This is a genomic window from Brucella sp. LJL56 (assembly GCF_054871705.1).
On the sequence record NZ_JBTXLQ010000003.1, the window covers coordinates 421581 to 438548 of the forward strand.

Genomic DNA, 16968 nt, shown 5'->3' on the forward strand with positions numbered 1-16968 from the left:
GAAATATTGTCAACAATCTGCTTATTCTTAATGAACGATTTCACGATGACGCGTCGTCGATTCTGAAACTCTCTGAATAGAAAAAGGTGCGCCGGAGACCGAGGCACCTTTCGAAATGACAGGCTGGAAACGGGTTTAAGCCCTTGCCTGCAACTGCGCAAAATGGGCAAGCATCCGGTCCGGATCGGCCTTGATGCCGCTGAAGAGCTCGAAAGCACCGACCGCCTGAAACACGGCCATCCCGCCCCCATCGAGCACCCGACACCCCTGCTCTTTGGCAAGCAGAACCAGCGCCGTCTGCAAAGGAAAATAGACAATATCCGAAACCCAGAGATGCGGCTGCACCAATGCTGGCGCAAGCGGCAGACCCGGATGCGCGTCCATACCCGTCGGCGTTGCGTGGACCAGTCCGGACGCGCCTGCCAGTGCTTCTTCCAGATCAGCCCCGGCAATGAAACTGCATTGCGGCTGCACGGAAACAAGCTTGCCGATTACCGCGTCAACCTTCGCGGCGTCGAGGTCGAAGATATGGACCTCCCTCGCGCCCATTTCCGCCAGCGCATAGGCAACCGCAACACCTGCCCCGCCTGCCCCGAGCAGCACGACACGTTCTAATGACACTCCCGGCAGGCCGCGGCGAAATCCTTCCGCATAGCCCCACCAGTCGGTGTTGTGGCCAATGCGCCTGCCATCGGAGAACACCACCGTATTGATCGATTGCAGGGCCAAAGCATGAGGTGAGAGTTCATCGACCAGCGCCACCGCAGCCTGCTTGCAGGGATGCGTGATATTGAGCCCGGCAAATCCCGCAGCCTCGGCTTCCGCGACGAGGGCTGGCAGGTCGGTTGCCGAACGCCCGTTCTCGGCAATGTCGATAATGTCGTAGCGATAGGCCAGCCCTGCGGCCTCACCTTCCTGCATATGCATTGCCGGCGAAAGCGAGCGCTGAATATTTGCGCCGATCAATCCGACATGCACACGACGCTTGGTCACTTCACTTATCAATTCTTATTCTCCGCAGGATCGGACGACACGCCGGTCCTCGTTATTCCGGGCTTTTCAAAAGGGCTATGATCGTGTCGCTGATCAGGCGGCGATGCCGCGCCTTCACGTCGGACGCCATCAGGTCGGTGCCGAAGATCGCGCCGAACGTATGCCTGTTGGACACACGGAAAAAGCATTGCGCGCTGATCAGCATATGAAGGTCGAGCGCGGAAATGCGCCTTTGAAAAACGCCCTGCTCCCGCCCGCGCTCAAGGATTTTCTCGATCGTTTCCAGAATGGTTACATTCTGGCGCGACAGAACATCGGAGCGCTCCATATGTTCGGCACGGTGAATATTTTCCACCGCGACGAGCCGCACGAAATCCGGATTGGCATCGTCATGGTCGAAAGTGCTTTCCACCAGACTGCGCATGGCGGATTCCGGGTCCTGATCGTCAAGAGACAGCGAGCTTTCAAGCGTGCGTATCTTGCCATAGGCCCGTTCCAGCACGGCGAGATAAAGCCCCTCCTTGCTGCCGAAATAATAATAGATCATGCGCTTGGACGTGCGGGTCTGCGCCGCGATTTCATCCACGCGCGCGCCGGAAAACCCCGATGCCACGAACTCCCGCGCCGCAATGTCGAGAATGTTCTCGCGCGTTGCGTCGGGATCGTTCTTGCGCGGCTGCGCCTTGGCGAGTGCCTTTGCCATAGTCCTCCCCTTCAGCGTTCAGAGTGCAGCAGCACTTTTCGGCATGCCCGCCGGGCGCATGTAACGCCGCAACGCGGCAATGCGGAAGATCGCATTGGCTGCGCCATACCCCTTGTAGCCTCGCCTCTGCACGACTTCGAAAAAGAAGCCCTGATCGTCGGTCGGGCTATAAAGCTGGAAATATTCCCCGCTCTCGTCGCGATCATAAAGGACGTTTGCGGCCTTGAGCCGGTCGGTGAATTCGGGATCGAGACCGAGACGCGCTTCCAGATCGTCATAATAATTCGGCGAGATTTCCAGCGTGTGGAACCCGTTGTCGCGCAAGGCCGCAGCCGTCGCAAAGATATCGTCCGTCGCAAAAGCCAGATGCTGGATGCCCGAACCAAAGGTTTCGGCAATGAAGCGACCAGCCAGCGTGCGGCGGTTTTCCGCGCCGTTAAGCGTGATACGCAGCGTTCCCTCGTCGTTTTCCACTACCTGACTGCGCACGACACCGCCCGGATCGACGATATCCACCATGGGTGATTTCCGCGATTCCGTGAGCGAGGTATAAAAGAGCAGCCAGGTCAGAAGTTCATCGAACTTCATCGTCTGGGCAACATGATCAATATGGGTGAGGCCGACACTGGCACCGGTTTCATTACCTGCAACCGGTTCGAACTCGATATCAAAGATACGGCCGAGATCGGTCTTCTCATCGAGGAAATAGACCAGCCCGCCGCCAACGCCACGAATGGCAGGCATACCGATTTCACCCGGATCGAGCGGTTGCTCAAAACTTTCCGCGCCCATGGCAAGCGCGCGGGCATGGGCTTCAGCCGCATCGTCCACGACAAGCCCCATGGCATAGGCAGCAGTGCCATGAACGGCATAGGCCGAGCTTGCGAAACCGCGCGTATCCGTATTGATGACGAGGTTGATGTCGCCCTGCCGGTAGAGTGCCACGTCTTTCGTGCGATGCCTGCCAGCGAGTTTGAAGCCCAGCGCGCCGACAGCGGAAACCAGCCTTTCGGCATCATCGGCATGGGTGGCGAACTCGACAAAGCCGACGCGGTGCACCTTTGCGCGGGGCGGCATGGCCGCAACCGTCAGCTTGTTGTCCGGCTCGACCCGGCGAACCTGATCACCGAGATAGACCAGCGAACGGCGTCCGTCGGCTGCGATGGTGGCCGGCGATCCGCCACGGAACTGGTCGTTGAAGATTTCAAGCGAGAAATAGCCGTCATAGCCGGTCGCAGCCACCGCACGCATGAAATCCAGCACCGGCAGGTCACCCTCGCCCGGCATGTTGCGATAATGGCGGCTCCAGTAAAGCAGATCCATATCGATCAGTGGCGCGTCGGCCATCTGGATGATGAAAAGCTTGTCTTTCGGAATGGAGCGGATCGAGTTCACGTCGATCTTGCGCGCCAGAGTATGAAAACTGTCGAGGATAAGGCCGACATTAGGGTGATCGGCGCGGCGCACGATCTCCCATGCATCGCGGTGGTCGCTGATATGGCGTCCCCAGGCGAGCGCCTCATAACCGACGCGCAGACTACGCCGCGCCGCCCTTTCGCCAAGCTCGCGAAAATCATCCGCTGCGCGGTCGATGCCGCCAATGGCGGCTGGCGACACATTGGAGCAGACCAGAACGAGATCAGTACCCAGCTCCTGCATCAGGTCGAACTTGCGTTCCGCCCGGTCGAAAGTGCGGCTGCGCAACGGTTCCGGCATGCCTTCAAAGTCACGGAATGGCTGGAAAAGCGTGATCTCAAGACCAAGGTCGCGCGCCATCTGGCCCACCTGACGCGGGCTTTCGTCAAAGGTGAGAAAATCGTTCTCGAAAATCTCCACCCCGTCGAAACCGGCTTTGGCGATGGCTCCCAGTTTCTGCTGGAGATCGCCGCTGATGGAGACGGTTGCTATCGAAGTCTTCATGTCACGCTCCTGTCTCCGGCCAGACCGGAGTTTTCCGCTCAGAACCGGGCAGACCTGCCCGGAACCATCGTGTTTCGTATCGGCCCGGATATAGAGCCATACCGGCTTAATTCCCGCCGCGCACCTTCTTCAATTCGGCAAAGAGTTCATCGACCGTTTCCGCACCGATTTCGGCAGTAAACTTTTCGATGATCGGCTTTACCGCATCGCGCAGGCGCGCGGTTTCTTCCGGCGTCAGTTCAGTAACCTGCATTCCGGTCTTCTTGATCTCATCGAGCGCCGTCGCGTCCTGCTCGCGCGAAACCTTGCGCTGATAGTCCCGCGCTTCGACAGCAGCCTGTTCGATCACCGCTTTTTCCTCATCGTTGAGGCGATCCCAGAACTTCTTGCTGATCATGACGATCTGCGGATTATACTGGTGGCGGGTCAGCGTCAGATATTTCTGCACTTCATAAAATTTGGCATTGATAATGTTGGCGTTGGGATTTTCCTGCCCGTCGACCGTACCGGTTTCAAGCGCCGTATAAAGTTCGGTATAGGGCAGCGGCACCGCATTGGCACCGAGCGCATTGAACAGGGCAACGGGAACCGGCGATTGCAGGGTGCGGATCTTCAGCCCGGCAATATCCTCCAGTTTCGCAACCGGATGGCGATTATTGGTCAGATTGCGGAAGCCGAGCTCCCAATAGGCAAGCCCCACCAGCCCCGTATCGGGCAGACGCTTCATCAGATTGGTGCCGAAAGGCCCATCCATGACCTTGTCGGCTTCCTCGCCGCTATTGAACAGGAACGGCAGATCGACCGCTTCGAATGCCTTGACGGTGCTGGACAGGATGCCAGCATTCATCACCGTCATTTCCACGACACCGCCCTGCAAGCCGGAAAGCGTCTGCGGGTCGCTGCCCAGAACACCGCCGGGGAACAGTTTCACATTGATCTGCCCGCCGCTCTTTTCCTTCACCAGCTCGGCAAATTTCTCCATGCCCGTGACCTGCGGGTGGCCCTTGCTATTGGCGGCAGCAAACTTGATCGTCTGCGAACGGATTTCAGCCATGGCCGTGGTGGTCATCAGGGCCAGGGGCAGCACCATTCCCAGTGCCATCGTCTTCAATAGTTTCTTCATGTCTTCCTCCCACTCAAAAATTCTGTCTTTGTCTTTACGCATGTCTTTATCCCGAATCCGGTTTCCACTTTCGGGAGACATGCTCCAATTTAACGGAACCAGCCCATTGGCACCGTCACCAGTTGCGGGAACAGCACCATCAGGAAAAGCACCACCAGCTGCGCGATCAGGAACGGCAGCACGCCTGTCATCACCTTTTCGAACGGCAGGCGCGCGACGCCGCACACCACATTCAGCACCGTGCCGACGGGCGGGGTGATGAGGCCGATGGAATTGTTGATGATGAACAGCACGCCGAAATAGACCGGATCGATTCCCGCCTCCTTGATGATCGGCATCAGCACTGGCGTCAGGATCAGGATTGTCGGGGTCATGTCCATGGCCATGCCGACGAGAACAACCATGAGCATGATGGCAAGCAGCAGAAGCGTCTGGTTATCCATCAAAGGACGCACCAGTTCGGCCAGTTCACCCGGCACATCGGCAACCGTAATCATCCAGGCCGAAACGCTGGCGCTGGCAACGAGGAACATCACCACAGCCGTTGTCTTCGCCGCGTCCACCATGGCCGGATAGAGCCGTGAAAGCGGCAATTCCCGATAGATCACGGTTGCGACGAACAGCGAATAGACAGCGGCAACCACGCCCGCTTCCGTCGGCGTGAACACACCGAAGCGAAGGCCGACAATGATAATGACCGGCAGCATCAAGGCCCAGATACTGTCGAGGAAAGCCCGCATCCGTGCACCGGGTTCGGCCTTCTTCGGCAGTTCAAACTGTTCGCGACGCGCGAGGATGAACCAGGTCACGCACAGCGCGACGGCAATCATCAGGCCGGGGAAAATACCTGCCAGAAACAGCTTGGTGATCGAAACGCCGCCGACCACGCCAAACAGGATGAAACCGATGGATGGCGGGATGATCGGGGCGATGATCGATGCGGAGGCGATCAGCCCGGCAGCACGGCCCGGCTCGTGTCCGGCATTGCGCATCATCGGAAACAGCAATGCGCCGAGCGCCGCCGTATCGGCGACCGCCGAACCCGAAAGGCTTGCAATCACACAGGCCGCAAAGATCGCGACGAAACCGAGACCGCCGCGCACATGCCCCACCATGACCAGCGCCAGATTGACGATGCGACGCGACAGGCCGCCCGCATTCATGATCTCCCCGGCAAGCAGGAAAAAGGGAACGGCCATCAGCGGAAAACTGTCGGCGCCGTTCAGCACGTTCTGCGCCACGATCTGGGCGTCGAACAAATCCATATACATCATCAGCGCCGTACCGCTGATGATGAGCGCAAAGGCAACCGGAACGCCGAGAGCCATCGGAACCAGAAGAGCGGCAAGAAAGATGAGCAAGGTCATGGTCGGCGCGCCCTATTTGCGATTTTCATCGGTCGAGACGGGCGTGACATGCTCCTCGCTATCCGTCACGAAATGCGTTTTGGCGACATCGATCCGCCCGGTTGCAATGCCGAAACCGTTCCACGCGATGATCAGGAGTGCGGGGACTGCAAAGGCCAGTCCTGCGCCGTAAAACCAGCCCATCGACATACCCGTCGCCGGGGCCAGCGTCGGAATATTGATAAGCGTCTGCGTCCAGCTTCCCGAAAGAACGAGCCATGTTGCACCGAACATCATGATATGGCCGGCGACCAGCGCAATGCGCGCGCCCGCAGGTGACAGACGGCGCACCAGCGAATCCACGCCCAGATGCGCATGGTCGCGCATGGCGACCACCGCGCCAAGAAAGGTGAGCCAGATAAAGAAGATGCGCGACAGTTCTTCTGAAACCGTTATGCCCTGATTGAAGGCGTAGCGCAGCACCACATTGCCAAACACAAGCACGACCATGCAGCCAAGAAGGCAGGCAATGGCGAACCGTGCCGCCGTAAAATAAAAATCGACTAAAGCTTTCACGTTCCTCCTCCCGGCCTCCTCCAGACGCATCGCTTGCAGACTGCTGCCCCTTTTCGGGTTTCGGGTGAAAGCGACGCGGCATCACCGGCAGGATGCGCCGTGCATCCGAGGTGAAACTTCGCTTTCCTCACAGTCCTTGACCGATTCCGGGCCGACCATCGCAATGAAAGGCGCGTCAGAAAACCATTCCGGCTCCCCGCAGTGCCTCATCGCGAGCTGCAATCCATTCCTCCTCAGTCCATCCCACTCCAGAATTGAATCGCATCGGTCGGCTGCGCCATTCCCCTAAAATGTACTAACTGGTTAGGAAGTCAATCACTTCTGTTCAAACAGGCGCATGAAAGGCTTTCAGTCCATCAATATCAGGAATGTTCCACCTGGTTCAAAGCAGCAGATTTCTGTGCGGAGCGCAGGCTATTGAAGAAAAATCAGCCGCCGTTCACCAACGCCAGAATGAGCTGGTGGACATTGCCGCCATTGCCCATCTCTATCCTGTCGAAGGCACGGCCCTGAGCACGCTGGACGTCCACCATATCGGTGATTTCCTTGATGAGCACCTTGCGGATTTTCTGGCATTTCGGGTCGTTTGGAACCGACAGGCCAACGGTCCGGCGCACGATCTCGCGTGTCATGTCCTTGGCATGGTCGCCATGCACAAGTTCGTGCTTGCGGATACCTTCGAAGAAAGTCTCCCAATGCTCTTTCACGGGCGAGGCAAGTTTCTGCGAGGGCTTCGGCAGCGTATAGGTGATCTTCAGCTTCGGCGTGGCCGACAGGATCGTGCAGTCATTGTTGGAACGGTCGAACTGCCGGTCCCAGGTTAAAACATAGCTGGTATGGGCGATGACGCGGGTTTTGCCGCCGCCGATCTTCGGGCCACGCTCACCGATGGATTCATAAAGTTCGGGACCGGTTTTCCCGGCAATTGCGTAGGTCTTGATTTGCTCGACGGCTTTCCAGTTGTCTTCTGCAAGTGCAGGTGCCCCCACCAGAATTCCAAGGAATGCGAATGCTGCCGCTTTTTTCACGCTTGCCCCGATCCATCGATTTGCCCGGATGATTTGCGGGCAAGCTACAATATCAGCAGACGATACGTAAGCGGCTTTCCGGCAAAAAGCCCGCCCCGGTTTCCCAAGGCGGGCTTTTTCAGAACGGTCGCCAATCTTACTTTTCGATGGTGCGGTTCCAGCGGCTGTTGAGCTGCTGGCGGCCTTCATTGACTGCATCCCAATCGAGCGTGTTGGCGGTCTTCATGTAACCGTTGAAAGCGTCGAGCTTGGCCTGTGCTTCCGATGTACCGGCTTTTGCCTTCTGGTTCGACGGGATGACGTTGCCATGGTCGAGCGCCTTGCTCTGCGCATCGGCGGAAAGCAGGTAATGTGCGAGCTTCTGGCTCAGTTCAGGCTCGCTGTTACCTGCGAGCACGCATTCGGTCACGGCGAGGATGACGGAACCTTCCTTCGGCTGTGCATATTCAACCGGAATGCCCTTGTCCTTGAGGTTGTTCACGCCGGTTGGCGTCAGCGGGAAGATCGCAGCTTCGCCGGTCTGGACCATTTCCGAAATCTTGGCCGAAGACGGGATGAATTCCAGAACGTTCTTGCCGATAGTATCCGGGAACTTTTCGAAACCTGGTTCGAGGTTCTTGTCGTCACCACCCTGAATGCGGTTGAACATCAGGAAGGCATGGAGACCGAAAGTCGAGGCGGAGGCCGACTGGAACACAACGGCGTTCGCATATTTTTCGTCGGCAAAGTCCATCCACGAGGTCGGAGCTGCCCAGCCCTTTTCGTCGAAAAGCTTCTTGTTATAGGCAATGCCGGTCATGCCCATATCGACACCGATGGCCATGTCGTCCTTGAGACGCGCGGCCGGCTGAATGTCGGCCAGAACCGGATCGTCAGAGATTTTCTGGCAAAGGCCACCATTGATCGCGCGCACCATTACGCCGTCGTCAAGCAGCATGACATGCATCTGCGGCTTGTCTTTCTGCGCGGTTGCCTTGGCCAGAATATCAGCCGAAGTGCCCGGCACGACAACAACCTTGACGTCGTTGGCCTTTTCGAATTCCGGCAGGACGTGCTCGGTGTAAGCGCGCTCCATGTTGCCACCATTCATGCCGATATAGAGCGTCTTGGTTTCAGCCGATGCGCCCGATACAAAAGCGACGGACAGGCCGAGCGCCATTGTCGCCATTGCGGTAATACGTTGATTTTTCATGCTTGGTTCCCTTCGTGGTTGAGTTTTGGATTGAAGCGGTCGATCGAAAACGCATCGATCGGAGTTTCTGTCTCGCCGTTCAGTGCAAGGTCTGAGAGCACAGCGCCGACAGCCGGGCCAGTCTGGAAACCGGCACCATTAAAACCAAAGGCGTGATAAAGATTTCTGACACGGCTGCTTGGCCCGATTACCGGATTATCATCCGGCATTTCAGCCTCGGTTCCGGACCAGAAGCGGATCACCTGCGCATGTTCGAGATGCGGAAACAGTTCGATTGCGCGCAGCATCACCGAGGAAGCCGCATCGACCGAAGGCCGCGAAAAATCCGGGTTTTCCAGCGGCGTACCGCGCCCGCCACCCATGACATAATTGCCGCGTGTGACCTGACGGCCGTAGAAACCGCCGCCTTCTTCGCCGAGGCTCATCGGCAGGCGGAACGGCATCGGCTCGGTGACCACCATCGACGGATAGATGCGCTGGAGCGGCACCGGCTCGCCGAACGAGGCTGCAAACCGGTCCGACCAGGCACCGGCGCAATTGAACAGAAGGCGCGAGCGGATTTCGATGCCATCACCCGCCAGAATGGCAAAGCCGTCGCCGGTTTCACGCGCTTCGATGACTGGCGTGTTTTCCAGTACGGTGGCACCCGCAGCCAGTGCGGCGCGGGCAAAAGCAGGCGAAACCAGACGCGGATTGGCATTGCCATCTTCCGCACAAAGCGATGCACCCGCGACATCGCCCGGAAGCCATGGGAAACGTTCCCGCACCGCGTTGCCGCCGATCAGCTCGACATCGAGCCCGAGCGGTTGCACCAGGGCAGCATAGGCTTCAAGCTTGGCGAAATGCGCTTCCGTGCGGGCAAGTTTCAAATGGCCGCTGCGGATATATTCGCCATCGATGCCGATGAGTTCCGGCAAACGCGCCCACAATTGATGCGAACGCTGCGCAAGTGGAAGCTGTTCCGGTGCGCGACCCTGCCTGCGAACGCCGCCATAATTGACGCCGCTTGCCTGCGCACCGCAAAAGCCCTTGTCGAGCAGGATGACCGACAATCCGGCCTGACGCATGAAAAGCGCAGCCGATCCACCAACAATCCCGCCGCCAATAATCACCGCATCCGCCTGAAGATGTCTTGTCATGACGAAGCGCCTTCCTTGGACGGAGCGCCAAAGCCGAGCGGGATCGGCTTGACCGGTGCCTGAGCACGGATGCGCCCTGCTTCGGCGGGCGTCTTGTCCTGCATCGACGCTAGTAGTTCTGCGGCGGCAGCGGTACACATGCGCCCCTGACAACGGCCCATGCCTACACGGGTCAGCGCCTTGAGCCGGTTGATCTCCCGCGTATCACCTTGGCTTATAACTGCCTTGGCATCACGCACCGCGATTTCTTCGCAACGGCAAAGCGTGACATCGCCAGCAATCGTGTCGAACCAGTCGCGCGGGAACGGGAAAGCTTTTTCGACGATCAGGCGCTCGCGATAAATATGATCGAGCTTCGACAGAAGGCTGCGTTCCGTGCCTTCGTCAAATGGCAGGCCCCTATCGCGCAGCAAGGCAATCGCGGCCAATGACCCTCGAATTTCCGCAGCATCCGCACCGGCAATGCCTGCACCGTCACCCGCTACATAGACACCGATACGGCTCGTGCGGCCAAGCCTGTCTGCCGCAGGAAGCCATGCGCGGTCACGTTCTTCAAAGCGGAAATCGCAACCGGCGAGATCGGCAAGCTGGGTTTCAGGACGCAGCGCAAAACCATAGGCCAGCGCATCGCACTCAGCCTCGCGCACACGCTTGGCCGAGCGATAGCGAATGCCTTCGACACGGCCTTCGCCTAAAACCTCATCCGGACGCACATTATAATGGATCGGCACGCCACCAAGTTTGAGACGCAGACCATAATAAGCGCCGAGCGCCACAATGCGCGGCGCATAAAGTGCGAGATGCGCCAGATGGAATTTTGAAGCGAAAGGCGCCGTATCCAGCACCGCCGCAACCTTGGCACCTGCATGATGATACTGCCAGGCCACCAGATAAAGCAGCGGCCCCGACCCCATGAACACCACGCGTTCGCCAACCGTGCAGCCTTGCGCCTTGAGTGCGGTCTGCGACGCGCCGAGCGTATAGACGCCGGGCTTGGTCCAGCCCTTGAACGGCAAAACCCGGTCGGTAGCGCCGGTCGCCAGAATGAGATGGCTATAGGCCAACTGGCTATGCGAGCCGTTGGTCAGGAGATCGAGACGATCACCATCACTCCGCGTAATATTCCAGACGAGCGTTTCCGGGCGATAATCAATTGCGCCGCGCAACGCGTCAAAAGTCTTGTGCAGCGCTTCGGCCTTGTGCGCTTCGGAGCCATAACGGCTGCGATAGCTGCGTCCGTCATCAAGCGGCGGGCGGCGATAAATCTGGCCGCCGGAACGAAAGCCTTCATCAAGCACGATGGGCTTAAGACCCGCCTTGACCAGCGTTTCAGCGGCACGAATGCCCGCAGGACCGGCACCGACAATAACCGGATTGAGCGCGGCATTCATATTGCAGGCTCCGTCACAAAGGCCATGCCGTCTTCCAGAAGCGTGGTGCAGGCACGAAGCTTGTAGCCCTGAGCCGTCATGACATGACAATCCTGACACGCGCCGATCAGGCAGAAGCCCGCACGCGGTTCCCCGGTAAATTCGGTATGACGCAGCTTTCCCTGCACGGAGAGAATGGCGGTCAGCACGGTGTCGCCACGGCGTCCCTCAAAAGAAACGCCGTCAAGCGAGAAACTAATAGGCTGTTCGGTCAGCCGATACCGTCTGCGGAACTGCGCCGCCGAAGGAAAAATCGGAATCGTCATGGTCTGCCTGCTCAGCCCTTGCCCACCAGCAGCCGGTCGAGGCCGAACATGCGATCAATAATAATCATGGTCACGGTGGCGACGAGGATCATCAGGGCCGAAACCGCCGCCATCATTGGGTCAATAGATTCGCTGGCATACATATACATGCGGACCGGAAGCGTGACCGTGGACGGCGAAGTGACGAAGATCGACATGGTGAGTTCGTCGAACGAATTGATGAAGGCAAGCAGCCAGCCACCCGACAGACCCGGCAGCAGCAGTGGCAAGGTGATGCGACGGAACACTGTCCATTCGCCTGCACCAAGCGTGCGTGCCGCGTTTTCCGCGTTGCGATCCATGCTGCCAAGCGAAGCCAGGATCAGGCGCAGCGCATAGGGCGTGACGACAATCGTATGTGCCGCGACCAGCCAGCCAAATGTGCCGGTGAAACCCATCAGCGTGAAAAGACGCAGGAACGCGACGCCCAGAACCAGATGCGGGATGATCAGCGGCGACAGAAACAGCGCGTTGAGTGCATCGCGGCCACGGAATGCATAGTGTGCGATTGCCAGCCCCGATGGCACGGCCAGTGCCGTCGAAATGGTTGCCGAGAACAGAGCAAGCTTCAGACTGTTGCCAAAGGCGGTCATGAAGTCGTTATGCGCGAAAACTGCCTCGAACCAGCGCAGCGACAGACCCGCATTTGGGCCGCTCCACGGCATGGTCAAGGTGTTTTCCGGCGTGAAAGCCACCAGACACACCACAACCATCGGCGCCAGCATGAAGATGACGATCAGCGTGTGGAAGAAAAGGGCAAAAGGACCGTTCTTGACCATGGCTCTATCCCAGCTTCTTCTTGGCCTGCCCTTCGAGCAGACGATTATAGGCAATCATGATGACGAGATTGGCGACCAGAACGATGATGGCGATGGCAGCACCCAGCGGCCAGTTCAGCTCGATCAGGAACTCGTCATAGACGACGGTTGCCGCCATCTTGAGACGACGCCCGCCAAGCAGACCCGGAATGGCAAAGGAGCTGGCCGAAAGCGCAAACACGATGAGGCTGCCCGACAGGATGCCAAGAACTGCCTGCGGAAATACCACGCGGCGCAGCGCTGTCAGGCGCGAAGCGCCCAGCGTCAGCGCTGCGGCTTCGACCGACGGATCGAGTTTCTGCAGCACAGTCCAGACCGGGATCACCATGAATGGCAGCATGATATGCACCAGACCGATGACGATGGCTGTTTCGCTGTAAAGGATCTGCGTGGTCGGCAGACCGACCATGTCGAGCACGCTGTTCACAAGGCCATTGCGACCCAGCAACATGCTCCAGCCGAATGTGCGGACCACAACCGAAACCAGAAGTGGGCCAATGATGACCAGCAGGAAGATCGAGCGCCATGGCTTGCGCATATTGGACAGAATATAGGCTTCCGGTACACCGACCAGCACCGTGATGACGGTTGTGATCAGTGCCAGCTTCAGCGTGCGCCAAAAGATCGAAAGATAATAAGGATCTTTGAGAACCTGTACATAATTGGCAAGCGAATAGACGTTCTCGATGCCCTTGTCATAGCTGTAGCTGTTGAAGGAAAGCAGCACGGTGAGGCCGAGCGGCAGCAGCACCAGCGCAAAGAACAAAAGCGTCGACGGTCCAACCAAAAAAAGCGGGGTCAGATCGCGCTGCCCCTTGGGCGCGGCGGAGGTATCCTGTGAGGTGACAGCCGACATGCTCAGTTCACCCCTGCGGTGAGGATGCGGCAATCTTCATGATTCCAGCTAAGACCAACAGAAGTGCCTTCCGATGGCGGCGGGTTGCCAAGATTGGGGAGCGCCACCGAAAGCTGGCCAGCAGGCGTCGTCACGCCGAGCAACCACTGCGCGCCCATGAAGTAGCGGGTCGTCACTTCACCAGCGATATGCCCCTCGCTCGCTGTAACGAGCTGTACCTTTTCAGGACGGATGAAGACGGACAGCTCGCCGGAAACCTTTTTGCCATTTGCGGGGAAGCGGATCGCGGTTTCGGTCAGCGTGATCATATCGCCTTCGGCGCGTGCCTTCAGGAAATTCGACTTGCCGACGAAGTTGGAAATGAAGTGGTTATGCGGATGCTCATAAAGCTTGTAGGGCGCATCGACCTGCGTGATGACACCCTTTTCCATGACCACGATGCGGTCGCTGATCGAAAGCGCTTCAGCCTGGTCATGCGTCACCATGATGGTGGTGATACCGACAGTGCGCTGGATGCGGCGCAGCTCGAACTGCATTTCTTCACGCAGCTGCGCATCGAGATTGGAGAGCGGCTCATCGAGCAGCAGAACCGGCGGATTGATAACCAGCGCACGGGCAATCGCCACGCGCTGGCGCTGACCGCCCGACATCTCGCGCGGATAACGATCGGCAAGGGCGCTCAGATGCACCAGTTCCAGCACGTCGCGCACACGCTTCTCGCGCTCTGCCTTGGGAACATTGCGCATTTCAAGGCCGAAGCTCACATTCTGCGCAACCGTCATATGCGGGAACAGCGCATAGCTCTGGAAAACAACGCCCAATTCGCGCTTGGCCGGCGCAAGGCGTGTAATGTCGCGCCCATCGAGCGTGATGGTGCCTGCCGTTGGCGGCACCAGCCCGGCGATCATCTGCAAGGTTGTGGTCTTGCCGCAGCCGGAAGGACCGAGAAGCGAAATGAACTCGCCCTTTTCAATCGTCAGATTGAAATTGTCGACAGCCGCGAACTTGCCGTAGTGGCGGGAAATTCCGGAAAGGGTCAAAAAGCTCATTGCATCTCCCTCTCGGCATGACTTCCGCAGAACTGTGCGGGGGAGCGGAAGCGCCGTGATGTTGTCTCGCGTCGCCTCTTCGATAGGGCTGGCTGGCGGGAGCGGCTTGACCGCGCCTTGAAGCGCCGATCCGACTTGTCCGTTTGAACGCATGACTGTCCAGCCGCTTACGCAGCCGCAGCGTTCCCCTTGATTACAAGCAAAACCGCCGATCCGCGTGCGGGCACTTTTCCAGTGCCTTGCCGGACCTTCCCATTGGCGACGGTTTTAGATGGCGGAAAAATCCGTATGAATGCAAATTATAATTTTCAAATCCGGAAGAAATTATATATTTCTTTCATAATGCAGAATTTGGAAGCAATTTTATGGATGATATATCTGAGAATCCGAAATCCGGCGCCGCGCTTAACTCAAGTCTGGTGAAGGCCATCCATATTTTGAAGGGTCTGGCCGCCAGCACGGATGACGGTGTGCGGCTCATCGATCTGGCGCGGGACCTCGACCTCAGCCAGCCGTCGGCGCATCGCCTGCTGAAGACGCTGATTGCGGAAAACCTCGTTGAGCAGCTTCCCGACAAGAAAGCCTATCGTCTGTCGCTGGAGTTTTTTGCAATGGCGGCACAGGCGCGCCAGCGCGACGGCATATTGAGCATTGCCCGCCCGTCACTGCTGCGGCTTTCGACCACGTTCAACGATACGGTTTTCCTGCTGGTGCGCAGCAATTTCGATGCGGTCTGTCTCGACCGGGTGGAAGGGCCGTTTCCGATCCGCTCTTATACCGGCGATATCGGCGGCAAGGTCCCACTTGGCATTGGTCAGGGCAGCCTCGCAATCCTTTCATTCCTGCCGGAAGAGGAGCGCGAGGCAATCATCCGCTTCAACATGCCCCGCATTCTGGACAAGGCCACCATCGATGAGGTCGATCTGCGTATCATGATCGAGGAAGTGCGAAACACAGGTGCCGCGACCTTCAACTTCAACATGATCGATGGCATGGCGGGTCTTGGCGTGCCTGTCCTCAACCGCGACGGTGAAGCTGTGGCAGCACTCAGCATCGGCACGCTTGCCTCGCGCCTCACCGAAAAGCGTCAGGAGACGGTGACAGAACTTCTGCGCAAGGAAGCGGCGATCATCTCGCAAAAGCTCAATCCGTTCGACCCGACGCTACGGCACCCCAATCAGGCTTTGTTGAAATAAACGAAAGCTTTAGCTCCATTCGGCGCAACAGACTTGCTTTGTCCACAGCGGGTAAAAAGTTTGACGATTGACTCACACACGCCGTCAGCGTTTGATCGCTCCCCAGGTGTGGGGGTTCTGTGGGCGGAGGCAAATTATCCAAAGCAGAAAATCCATCTCTATAACGCTACAGTATTGGAGTTCTGTTGTGATCAAATCCACCAGACGGGGAATAATCCACCTTGCCTTTGCCCTTGCCGCCACTACGGCAATGGGCACGCTCGCCACCACGGCCGCACAGGCTCAGGACAAGATTCTGCTCATCATCAATGGTGCGCTCGGCGACAAGTCGTTCTTCGACAGCGCCGCCAAGGGCATGAAGATGATCAAGGACAAGTATGGCGACGACGTCGAGACCAAGATTCTTGAAATCGGCGATGATCCGACCAAATGGGAACCAGTGTTCCTTGATGCGTCCGAGCAGGACTGGGACCTGATCATCGGCGGCACCTACCAGATGTCGGAAACCGTCGGTTCGGTTGCCCAGCAATATCCCGACAAGAAATACGTCCTCTACGATGCAAGCGTGCCTTATGAAGAAGGCGGCTACGACAATGTCTATTCCATCCAGTACAAGCAGAACGAGGGTTCCTATCTCGGCGGCATGCTGGCGGCTTCGCTCCTGAAGGAAGGCAAGCTCGGCGATACCGGCAAGAATCTCGGCTTCCTCGGCGGCATGGACATTCCGGTCATCAACGACTTCCTCGTCGGCTATATCGCCGGTGCGCAGTCCGTAATGCCTGATACCAAGATCGCCATTTCCTATGCCGGTTCCTTCATGGATGCCGCGAAGGGCAAGGAACTCGGTCTCGCGCAGTATCGTTCCGACGTGTCGCTCGGCTTCGTCGTCGCTTCGCAGACGGGCCTCGGTCAGCTTTCGGCTGCCAAGGAAACCGGCAAATATGTGCTCGGCGTCGATTCCGATCAGGAAGCGATCTTCAAGGACAGCGATCCGGCGATTGCCAAGCAGGTCGTCAGCTCCGTTCTGAAGAATGTCGATGTCAGCCTTCTGCAAGCCTATGAACGCTTCAAGGCAGGCGACCTGCCGTTCGGCAAGGCGGAAGCACTCGGCCTTAAGGAAGGCGCTGTCGGCATCGTGCAGGACGGCAACATGGCTTCCATGGCCACCCAGGAAATGAAGGACGCCATCAAGAAGGCTTCCGACGAGATTTCCGAAGGCAAGATCACGGTTCCGACCGCATTCGGCATGAGCACCGAGGATCTCAATGCGATCCGCAATAAGGTTCGTCCCTGA

16 protein-coding genes are annotated in these 16968 nt (G+C 58.1%); 2 read left to right on the top strand and 14 right to left on the bottom strand.

Annotation, left to right across the window (positions count from 1 at the left end):
- Positions 1-135: 135 nt before the first annotated feature.
- The 14 genes from ACYSN1_RS13940 to ACYSN1_RS14005 form a co-directional block, all read right to left on the bottom strand.
- Complete coding sequence (locus ACYSN1_RS13940; protein ID WP_461726226.1) at positions 136-1005, bottom strand: shikimate dehydrogenase; 870 nt, start codon at positions 1003-1005, stop codon at positions 136-138.
- A gap of 40 nt (positions 1006-1045) precedes the next feature.
- On the bottom strand, positions 1046-1696 hold the full coding sequence (locus ACYSN1_RS13945) for a TetR/AcrR family transcriptional regulator (protein WP_461726227.1): 651 nt from the start codon (positions 1694-1696) through the stop codon (positions 1046-1048).
- Positions 1697-1714: 18 nt separating this feature from the next.
- Positions 1715-3616, bottom strand: coding sequence for a bifunctional sugar phosphate isomerase/epimerase/4-hydroxyphenylpyruvate dioxygenase family protein (locus ACYSN1_RS13950; RefSeq protein ID WP_461726228.1), 1902 nt, complete (start codon positions 3614-3616; stop codon positions 1715-1717).
- Between the two features lie 106 nt (positions 3617-3722).
- Positions 3723-4739: a TRAP transporter substrate-binding protein gene (locus ACYSN1_RS13955; protein ID WP_109988244.1), complete on the bottom strand. Its 1017-nt coding sequence runs from the start codon at positions 4737-4739 to the stop codon at positions 3723-3725.
- 89 nt (positions 4740-4828) lie between these two features.
- Positions 4829-6106, bottom strand: coding sequence for a TRAP transporter large permease subunit (locus ACYSN1_RS13960; protein WP_461726229.1), 1278 nt, complete (start codon positions 6104-6106; stop codon positions 4829-4831).
- Between the two features lie 12 nt (positions 6107-6118).
- Positions 6119-6661, bottom strand: coding sequence for a TRAP transporter small permease (locus ACYSN1_RS13965; RefSeq protein WP_461726230.1), 543 nt, complete (start codon positions 6659-6661; stop codon positions 6119-6121).
- Between the two features lie 428 nt (positions 6662-7089).
- Positions 7090-7689, bottom strand: coding sequence for a DUF922 domain-containing Zn-dependent protease (locus ACYSN1_RS13970; RefSeq protein ID WP_461726231.1), 600 nt, complete (start codon positions 7687-7689; stop codon positions 7090-7092).
- A 136-nt stretch (positions 7690-7825) separates the two neighbouring features.
- Positions 7826-8881: an ABC transporter substrate-binding protein gene (locus ACYSN1_RS13975; RefSeq protein WP_461726232.1), complete on the bottom strand. Its 1056-nt coding sequence runs from the start codon at positions 8879-8881 to the stop codon at positions 7826-7828.
- Complete coding sequence (locus ACYSN1_RS13980; protein ID WP_461726233.1) at positions 8878-10020, bottom strand: NAD(P)/FAD-dependent oxidoreductase; 1143 nt, start codon at positions 10018-10020, stop codon at positions 8878-8880. The genes ACYSN1_RS13975 and ACYSN1_RS13980 overlap by 4 nt, the downstream gene beginning before the upstream one ends.
- Positions 10017-11411: an FAD/NAD(P)-dependent oxidoreductase gene (locus ACYSN1_RS13985; RefSeq protein WP_461726234.1), complete on the bottom strand. Its 1395-nt coding sequence runs from the start codon at positions 11409-11411 to the stop codon at positions 10017-10019. Before ACYSN1_RS13985 ends, ACYSN1_RS13980 begins: the two co-directional genes overlap by 4 nt.
- The gene (locus ACYSN1_RS13990) at positions 11408-11716 is read right to left on the bottom strand and encodes a (2Fe-2S)-binding protein (RefSeq protein WP_461726235.1); all 309 of its coding nucleotides are present in this window, start codon (positions 11714-11716) and stop codon (positions 11408-11410) included. Before ACYSN1_RS13990 ends, ACYSN1_RS13985 begins: the two co-directional genes overlap by 4 nt.
- A gap of 11 nt (positions 11717-11727) precedes the next feature.
- The gene (locus ACYSN1_RS13995; protein WP_461726236.1) at positions 11728-12534 is read right to left on the bottom strand and encodes an ABC transporter permease; all 807 of its coding nucleotides are present in this window, start codon (positions 12532-12534) and stop codon (positions 11728-11730) included.
- 4 nt (positions 12535-12538) lie between these two features.
- Positions 12539-13429, bottom strand: coding sequence for an ABC transporter permease (locus tag ACYSN1_RS14000; RefSeq protein WP_461726237.1), 891 nt, complete (start codon positions 13427-13429; stop codon positions 12539-12541).
- A 2-nt stretch (positions 13430-13431) separates the two neighbouring features.
- Entirely contained in the window at positions 13432-14478 is a 1047-nt protein-coding gene (locus ACYSN1_RS14005) for an ABC transporter ATP-binding protein (protein WP_461726238.1), read from the bottom strand.
- A gap of 365 nt (positions 14479-14843) precedes the next feature.
- Between ACYSN1_RS14005 and ACYSN1_RS14010 the strand changes: the two genes are divergently transcribed.
- Together ACYSN1_RS14010 and ACYSN1_RS14015 are read left to right on the top strand one after the other, a co-directional pair.
- Positions 14844-15674 (top strand): IclR family transcriptional regulator, encoded by an 831-nt coding sequence (locus tag ACYSN1_RS14010; protein WP_461726239.1) that lies wholly within the window; start codon positions 14844-14846, stop codon positions 15672-15674.
- Positions 15675-15861: 187 nt separating this feature from the next.
- Positions 15862-16968: a BMP family ABC transporter substrate-binding protein gene (locus tag ACYSN1_RS14015; protein WP_461726240.1), complete on the top strand. Its 1107-nt coding sequence runs from the start codon at positions 15862-15864 to the stop codon at positions 16966-16968.

Bases quoted from the DNA above. Each gene is read 5' to 3' on its own strand.
- ACYSN1_RS13945 (WP_461726227.1), bottom strand. From the start codon at position 1,696: ATGGCAAAGGCACTCGCCAAGGCGCAGCCGCGCAAGAACGATCCCGAC.
- ACYSN1_RS13950 (WP_461726228.1), bottom strand. From the start codon at position 3,616: ATGAAGACTTCGATAGCAACCGTCTCCATCAGCGGCGATCTCCAGCAG.
- ACYSN1_RS13955 (WP_109988244.1), bottom strand. From the start codon at position 4,739: ATGAAGAAACTATTGAAGACGATGGCACTGGGAATGGTGCTGCCCCTG.
- ACYSN1_RS13960 (WP_461726229.1), bottom strand. From the start codon at position 6,106: ATGACCTTGCTCATCTTTCTTGCCGCTCTTCTGGTTCCGATGGCTCTC.
- ACYSN1_RS13975 (WP_461726232.1), bottom strand. From the start codon at position 8,881: ATGAAAAATCAACGTATTACCGCAATGGCGACAATGGCGCTCGGCCTG.
- ACYSN1_RS13980 (WP_461726233.1), bottom strand. From the start codon at position 10,020: ATGACAAGACATCTTCAGGCGGATGCGGTGATTATTGGCGGCGGGATT.
- ACYSN1_RS13985 (WP_461726234.1), bottom strand. From the start codon at position 11,411: ATGAATGCCGCGCTCAATCCGGTTATTGTCGGTGCCGGTCCTGCGGGC.
- ACYSN1_RS13990 (WP_461726235.1), bottom strand. From the start codon at position 11,716: ATGACGATTCCGATTTTTCCTTCGGCGGCGCAGTTCCGCAGACGGTAT.
- ACYSN1_RS13995 (WP_461726236.1), bottom strand. From the start codon at position 12,534: ATGGTCAAGAACGGTCCTTTTGCCCTTTTCTTCCACACGCTGATCGTC.
- ACYSN1_RS14000 (WP_461726237.1), bottom strand. From the start codon at position 13,429: ATGTCGGCTGTCACCTCACAGGATACCTCCGCCGCGCCCAAGGGGCAG.
- ACYSN1_RS14005 (WP_461726238.1), bottom strand. From the start codon at position 14,478: ATGAGCTTTTTGACCCTTTCCGGAATTTCCCGCCACTACGGCAAGTTC.
- ACYSN1_RS14010 (WP_461726239.1), top strand. From the start codon at position 14,844: ATGGATGATATATCTGAGAATCCGAAATCCGGCGCCGCGCTTAACTCA.